Origin of the sequence: Kosakonia oryziphila (genome assembly GCF_900094795.1) — a bacterium.
Classification (GTDB): domain Bacteria; phylum Pseudomonadota; class Gammaproteobacteria; order Enterobacterales; family Enterobacteriaceae; genus Kosakonia; species Kosakonia oryziphila.
Window position 1 is genome coordinate 1 of record NZ_FMBC01000089.1, and the last position, 5,920, is coordinate 5,920.

Genomic DNA, 5,920 nt, shown 5'->3' on the forward strand with positions numbered 1-5,920 from the left:
ATGATGTACGGAACGCCTACCTGACGACCCAGCAGGATGTGCTCACGGGTCTGCGGCATCGGGCCGTCAGTCGCAGCAACAACCAGGATCGCGCCGTCCATCTGCGCAGCACCGGTGATCATGTTTTTAACATAGTCGGCGTGCCCCGGGCAGTCTACGTGCGCGTAGTGGCGAGTCGGGGTGTCATATTCAACGTGAGAAGTGTTGATGGTGATACCACGAGCTTTTTCTTCCGGTGCGTTATCGATCTGGTCGAATGCGCGAGCAGAACCACCGTAGGTTTTTGCCAGAACGGTAGTGATTGCAGCAGTCAGAGTAGTTTTACCATGGTCAACGTGGCCGATAGTACCGACGTTGACGTGCGGTTTTGTACGTTCAAATTTTTCTTTAGACACGGCTTTATTCCTTACTATAGTGCTCCCCCTCTTTGGAGAGAGCACGGGACTTTGGTTTTAACCCTGCGGCTTATTTACCACGGGCTTCGATAACGGCCTGAGCAACGTTGTTCGGCGCATCATCATACTTCAGGAATTCCATAGTATATGACGCACGACCTTTGGTCAGAGAACGCAGCTGAGTTGCATATCCGAACATTTCAGACAGCGGAACTTCAGCATGGATCTTAACGCCAGTAACTTCAGATTCCTGACCGCGCAGCATGCCGCGACGACGACTAAGGTCACCGATTACGTCACCGGTGTTCTCTTCCGGAGTCTCTACTTCAACCTTCATGATCGGCTCAAGCAGAACTGGTTTCGCTTTCTTAAAGCCATCTTTAAAGGCAATAGACGCAGCCAGTTTAAACGCCAGTTCAGAGGAGTCAACGTCATGGTAAGAACCGAAGTGCAGACGCACGCCAAGATCAACTACCGGGTAACCCGCCAGCGGACCAGATTTCAGCTGTTCCTGGATACCTTTATCAACGGCAGGGATGTATTCGCCAGGAATTACACCACCCTTGATGTCGTTGATGAACTCGTAGCCTTTCGGGTTAGAGCCCGGCTCCAGCGGATACATGTCGATAACAACATGACCGTACTGACCGCGACCACCAGACTGTTTAGCGTGTTTACCTTCGATATCGGTAACTTTCGCACGAATCGCTTCGCGGTAAGCAACCTGAGGTTTACCGACGTTCGCTTCAACGTTGAACTCACGTTTCATACGGTCAACGATGATGTCGAGGTGCAGTTCACCCATACCAGCGATAATGGTCTGGTTAGATTCTTCGTCAGTCCATACGCGGAATGACGGGTCTTCTTTTGCCAGACGGCCCAGAGCCAGACCCATTTTTTCCTGGTCAGCTTTGGTTTTCGGTTCTACCGCGATGGAGATTACCGGTTCAGGGAATTCCATACGCTCCAGAATGATCGGGTGATCCGGGTCACACAAGGTGTCGCCAGTAGTCACGTCTTTCAGACCGATAGCAGCAGCGATATCGCCCGCGCGAACTTCTTTGATCTCTTCACGTTTGTTAGCGTGCATCTGAACGATACGACCGAAACGCTCACGTGCAGCTTTCACGGAGTTCAGGATGGTATCGCCAGAGTTAACCACACCGGAGTACACACGGAAGAAGGTCAGGTTACCAACAAACGGGTCGGTAGCGATTTTGAACGCCAGTGCAGAGAACGGCTCTTCATCACTTGCATGACGCTCAGCCGGGGTATCTTTACCATCGTCCAGGATACCGTTGATCGCAGGTACGTCAGTCGGGGACGGCAGGTAGTCAACTACCGCATCCAGCATCGCCTGAACACCTTTGTTCTTGAACGCAGAACCACAGGTTACCAGGATGATTTCGTTGTTCAGAACACGCTGACGCAGAGCAGATTTGATTTCCGCTTCAGTCAGTTCTTCACCACCCAGGTATTTCTCCATCAGCTCTTCAGAAGCTTCAGCAGCGGATTCGATCAGATTCTGATGCCATTCATCAGCCAGATCCTGCATGTCAGCCGGGATATCTTCGTATTCGAAGGTTACGCCCTGGTCTGCATCGTTCCAGTTGATGGCTTTCATTTTCACCAGGTCAACAACGCCAGTGAAACTTTCTTCAGCACCAATTGCCAGCTGCAGCGGAACCGGGTTCGCGCCCAGACGGGTTTTGATCTGACCAACAACTTTCAGGAAGTTAGCGCCCATACGGTCCATTTTGTTAACGAACGCGATGCGCGGAACTTTATATTTGTTAGCCTGACGCCATACGGTTTCAGACTGCGGCTGAACACCACCAACTGCGCAGTAAACCATTACCGCACCGTCAAGAACACGCATGGAACGTTCTACTTCGATAGTGAAGTCAACGTGCCCCGGGGTGTCGATGATGTTTACGCGATGCGGTTCATACTGCTTCGCCATACCAGACCAGAACGCAGTAGTTGCTGCGGAGGTAATGGTAATACCACGCTCCTGCTCCTGCTCCATCCAGTCCATGGTTGCGGCGCCGTCATGAACTTCACCGATTTTGTGGTTTACACCGGTGTAGAACAGAATACGTTCGGTAGTCGTGGTTTTACCGGCGTCGATGTGCGCACTGATACCGATGTTACGGTAACGTGCGATGGGTGTTGTACGAGCCATTTGATTCCTCGTTTGTCTCTTAGGCGCTCAGATTTAAGTTGCCAAACGGCGGGCGACTTACTGGAAGCGCCCGCCTGGTGACTAAAACTCCGAAGGGATTACCAACGGTAGTGTGCGAACGCCTTGTTGGCTTCGGCCATACGGTGAACGTCTTCACGTTTCTTAACTGCAGTACCTTTGTTGTCCGCAGCATCAGAAAGTTCGTTCGCCAGGCGCAGAGCCATGGATTTATCACCGCGTTTACGAGCAGCTTCAACGATCCAACGCATTGCCAGAGCATTACGACGAACCGGACGAACTTCAACCGGAACCTGATAAGTAGAACCACCAACGCGGCGAGACTTAACTTCGACAGTCGGGCGCACGTTTTCGAGAGCTACTTCGAAAGCTTCCAGTTCATTTTTACCAGAACGCTGAGCCAGGGTCTCCAGCGCGCTGTATACAATTGCTTCTGCAGTAGATTTTTTACCGTCTACCATCAGGATATTTACAAATTTAGCCAGCAGTTCTGATCCGAACTTAGGATCCGGCAGAATTTTACGCTGACCAATAACACGACGACGTGGCATGGAAATACTCCGTTGTTAATTCAGGATTGTCCAAAACTCTAAGAGTTTAGTTTGACATTAAAGTTAAAACAGTTTGGCCTTACTTAACGGAGAACCATTAAGCCTTAGGACGCTTCACGCCGTACTTGGAGCGAGCCTGCTTACGGTCTTTAACACCAGAGCAGTCGAGCGCGCCACGAACAGTGTGGTAACGAACACCCGGGAGGTCTTTAACACGACCGCCACGGATCAGGATCACGGAGTGCTCCTGCAGGTTGTGACCTTCACCACCAATGTAGGAAGTCACTTCGAAACCGTTAGTTAAACGAACACGGCATACTTTACGCAGTGCGGAGTTCGGTTTTTTCGGGGTGGTAGTATATACGCGAGTACATACGCCACGTTTTTGCGGGCAGGCTTCCAGCGCAGGCACGTTGCTTTTTGCAACTTTGCGTGCGCGTGGTTTGCGTACCAGCTGGTTAACTGTTGCCATTAAATAGCTCCTGGTTTTAGCTTTTGCTTCGTAAACACGTAATAAAACGACCTCATATAGTATGAGGACGCAGAATTTTATGGCTGCGCTGAAAAGGTGTCAAGAAATATACAGCGATCCCACATTACCAATGCATCTGAACGGCATGTTTTACCGTCAGGCTAACGAAATCAGTATAGCCAACCCTGACAACACTGCTCGAAATTTGACCGTTCAATCCGCGTGCTTGCACATCATCATTTAACGCATGAATGGTTATGGAGGCATTTAGCAATAAAGCAATATAACGACTGCCTTCCAGTGCCGCCGTGACGCCATCAGATAACAGCAGTACATCATCGCCAGGGCTCAGTATGCGCAACAGCGCTGTCATATCGCATTGCCAGGGAGAGTGGGACAGAGTATGCAGCATAGGGGCCTCAAAACGTCAGTACGACAGTGTACTCATCGAGCTGCTCACGCAGCGCTTTCGGCTCCAGCTGTTGTGCAGGCAAGACGAAATTCGTCTCCTCGCCGAGACCGCGTTCGCGTAACGAGGCCGCGCATAGCCAACACTGGTCTATGTCGTACAAAGGAAGAACCTTAAAGGTGGCGATGTAATCGCGCGCCAGAATTGCATCCGGCTGCTGCCCGGCTAGCAGCTGAAACACGCCATCGCCGATAAAAAACACGCCAATCTCGTCGGTAAATGCCGAGGCAGCAAGTAAGGCATCCAGACCTTCACGCCCGGAGGCTGAACCGTGCGGCGCGGAAGTAAAGACAAATGCAATACGCTTCATCAAAACTGCACCACCCGATCGCAGGAAATAGCAGCTTCGGCCAGCGCCCCCAGTCCAGTGAGTGAAAAACCCGCCTGCAGATTGGTTGCGGGTAGCGCTAAACGCCGGGCTTCATTGTCATCAACCACGCCACGGCGCAGTGCGGCAGCGACACAGATATGTAGTTCAACCTGCTGTTCATCGTGCAAGCGCTGCCAGGCGCGCACAAGATCAAACTCATCGCTGGCAGGTGCCGTGAGGGCATTCGCGTTATTCACGCCTTCACGATAGAAGAAAACGCTGCTCAGCGTATGTCCGGCTTCCAGCAATGCCAGCGCAAATTGATAAGCGCTACTGGCTTGCTGCGTACCGTACGCCGGGCCGGTGACCATCAGAGCAAAACGCATTAACGATCCTGTCCGGAAAAATCACCGCTTTTGAACTGGCGGATGTAAAGGTAAACGGTATGTTTCGAGATATTCAGGCGATCAGCTACCTGATTAATCGCGTCTTTAATATCGAAAATGCCTTTCTCATAAAGGTTCAGCACAATCTGGCGATTCTTGGCATTATTGGAAACGTTGCGATCGGCATTAACCTCTTCGATGGTGAACTCCAGCGTTTGCATCACCAGATCTTCTACCGAGGATGCAAAGTTTACGGCCGAGCCAACATCCGGGGTTTCCGGCGGAATAAAGGTGTTCATGATTTGCGAGAACGGCACATCAAGGTTCATGTTGATGCATAGCAGGCCAATCACCCGGTGATCGCGGTTACGGATAGCGATAGTCACTGACTTCATCAGCACGCCGCTTTTCGCGCGCGTGAAGTAGCATTTGGAGACGCTACTGTCGGCACCGGTCATATCGTGCAGCATGCGCAGGGCAAGGTCGGTAATCGGCGAGCCAATTTTACGTCCTGTATGTTCGCCGTTCGCAATGCGGATAGCGGAACATTTTAGGTCTTGCAGGGAGTGCAGAACGATTTCGCAGTGTGAACCAATGAGCATCGCTAACCCGTCCACCACCGCCTCGTAGGATTTAAGGATATCGAAGTCGGTCTGATCGAAAGGACGTTGATCCAGTAAATCAAGCTCACTGGTTTCGTTGGTTAATAGCGACCTGGACATGAAAAAAAACACTCCTTTTCAGGAACCTGTCGTTAACTTTTCAGGGCAGGCTCAGTATTTATAAGGGATATAAACTAATACATCGTACGTTAAGATTATATCCTTACTACAAAAAAAAACGCCGCCCGAAGGCGTAATGCTTGTCAGTTAAGCTTTTGAAGGTAGCCGTAACGCGTAACGTTGCGGCTTCTTTTTTACCGCTCTTGGGTAATGTCTTACCCTACGTGGTGGCAGGACAAAGCTCTCTGCCATATCCAGTATTTCTTTGATTAGCTTTGGTATTTTACCCGGCGCTACTGCCGGCAGGATACTCAGTTGGGCCGTCAGATAAAGACTCGCCTGCTTAAAACCTATCTGATAAGGCTCCACTCCTTTCAGGCTGCAGGCCATCTGCGTCATCATAAAACGCAGC

At 50.9% G+C, this 5,920-nt stretch carries 8 protein-coding genes and 1 pseudogene; all 9 read right to left on the reverse strand.

Annotated elements, in window-relative coordinates; translation table 11 throughout:
- The coding region (locus GA0061070_RS23710) for a GTP-binding protein (RefSeq protein WP_040190362.1) at window positions 1-395 on the reverse strand (395 nt) is incomplete at its 3' end.
- Between the two features lie 70 nt (window positions 396-465).
- On the reverse strand, window positions 466-2,580 hold the full coding sequence (fusA, locus tag GA0061070_RS23715) for an elongation factor G (RefSeq protein ID WP_090138941.1): 2,115 nt from the start codon (window positions 2,578-2,580) through the stop codon (window positions 466-468).
- A 98-nt stretch (window positions 2,581-2,678) separates the two neighbouring features.
- Window positions 2,679-3,149 (reverse strand): 30S ribosomal protein S7, encoded by a 471-nt coding sequence (gene rpsG / locus GA0061070_RS23720; protein WP_007369802.1) that lies wholly within the window; start codon window positions 3,147-3,149, stop codon window positions 2,679-2,681.
- A gap of 97 nt (window positions 3,150-3,246) precedes the next feature.
- Window positions 3,247-3,621, reverse strand: coding sequence for a 30S ribosomal protein S12 (gene rpsL, locus GA0061070_RS23725; protein WP_000246815.1), 375 nt, complete (start codon window positions 3,619-3,621; stop codon window positions 3,247-3,249).
- A gap of 124 nt (window positions 3,622-3,745) precedes the next feature.
- Window positions 3,746-4,033 (reverse strand): sulfurtransferase complex subunit TusB, encoded by a 288-nt coding sequence (gene tusB, locus GA0061070_RS23730; RefSeq protein WP_090138943.1) that lies wholly within the window; start codon window positions 4,031-4,033, stop codon window positions 3,746-3,748.
- A 7-nt stretch (window positions 4,034-4,040) separates the two neighbouring features.
- Window positions 4,041-4,400: a sulfurtransferase complex subunit TusC gene (tusC, locus tag GA0061070_RS23735; protein WP_090138945.1), complete on the reverse strand. Its 360-nt coding sequence runs from the start codon at window positions 4,398-4,400 to the stop codon at window positions 4,041-4,043.
- Window positions 4,400-4,786, reverse strand: a complete 387-nt coding sequence (gene tusD, locus GA0061070_RS23740) for a sulfurtransferase complex subunit TusD (protein ID WP_090138949.1) — start codon at window positions 4,784-4,786, stop codon at window positions 4,400-4,402. The genes tusC and tusD overlap by 1 nt, the downstream gene beginning before the upstream one ends.
- A complete protein-coding gene (locus tag GA0061070_RS23745; RefSeq protein WP_007369798.1) occupies window positions 4,786-5,508 on the reverse strand; it encodes a helix-turn-helix transcriptional regulator in 723 nt (240 codons plus the stop codon). The genes tusD and GA0061070_RS23745 overlap by 1 nt, the downstream gene beginning before the upstream one ends.
- A 147-nt stretch (window positions 5,509-5,655) precedes the next feature.
- Window positions 5,656-5,920 (reverse strand): annotated as a pseudogene (locus GA0061070_RS25375) (IS4 family transposase); the annotation flags it as partial.

Bases quoted from the DNA above. Each gene is read 5' to 3' on its own strand.
- fusA (WP_090138941.1), bottom strand. From the start codon at position 2,580: ATGGCTCGTACAACACCCATCGCACGTTACCGTAACATCGGTATCAGT.
- rpsG (WP_007369802.1), bottom strand. From the start codon at position 3,149: ATGCCACGTCGTCGTGTTATTGGTCAGCGTAAAATTCTGCCGGATCCT.
- rpsL (WP_000246815.1), bottom strand. From the start codon at position 3,621: ATGGCAACAGTTAACCAGCTGGTACGCAAACCACGCGCACGCAAAGTT.
- tusB (WP_090138943.1), bottom strand. From the start codon at position 4,033: ATGCTGCATACTCTGTCCCACTCTCCCTGGCAATGCGATATGACAGCG.
- tusC (WP_090138945.1), bottom strand. From the start codon at position 4,400: ATGAAGCGTATTGCATTTGTCTTTACTTCCGCGCCGCACGGTTCAGCC.
- tusD (WP_090138949.1), bottom strand. From the start codon at position 4,786: ATGCGTTTTGCTCTGATGGTCACCGGCCCGGCGTACGGTACGCAGCAA.
- GA0061070_RS23745 (WP_007369798.1), bottom strand. From the start codon at position 5,508: ATGTCCAGGTCGCTATTAACCAACGAAACCAGTGAGCTTGATTTACTG.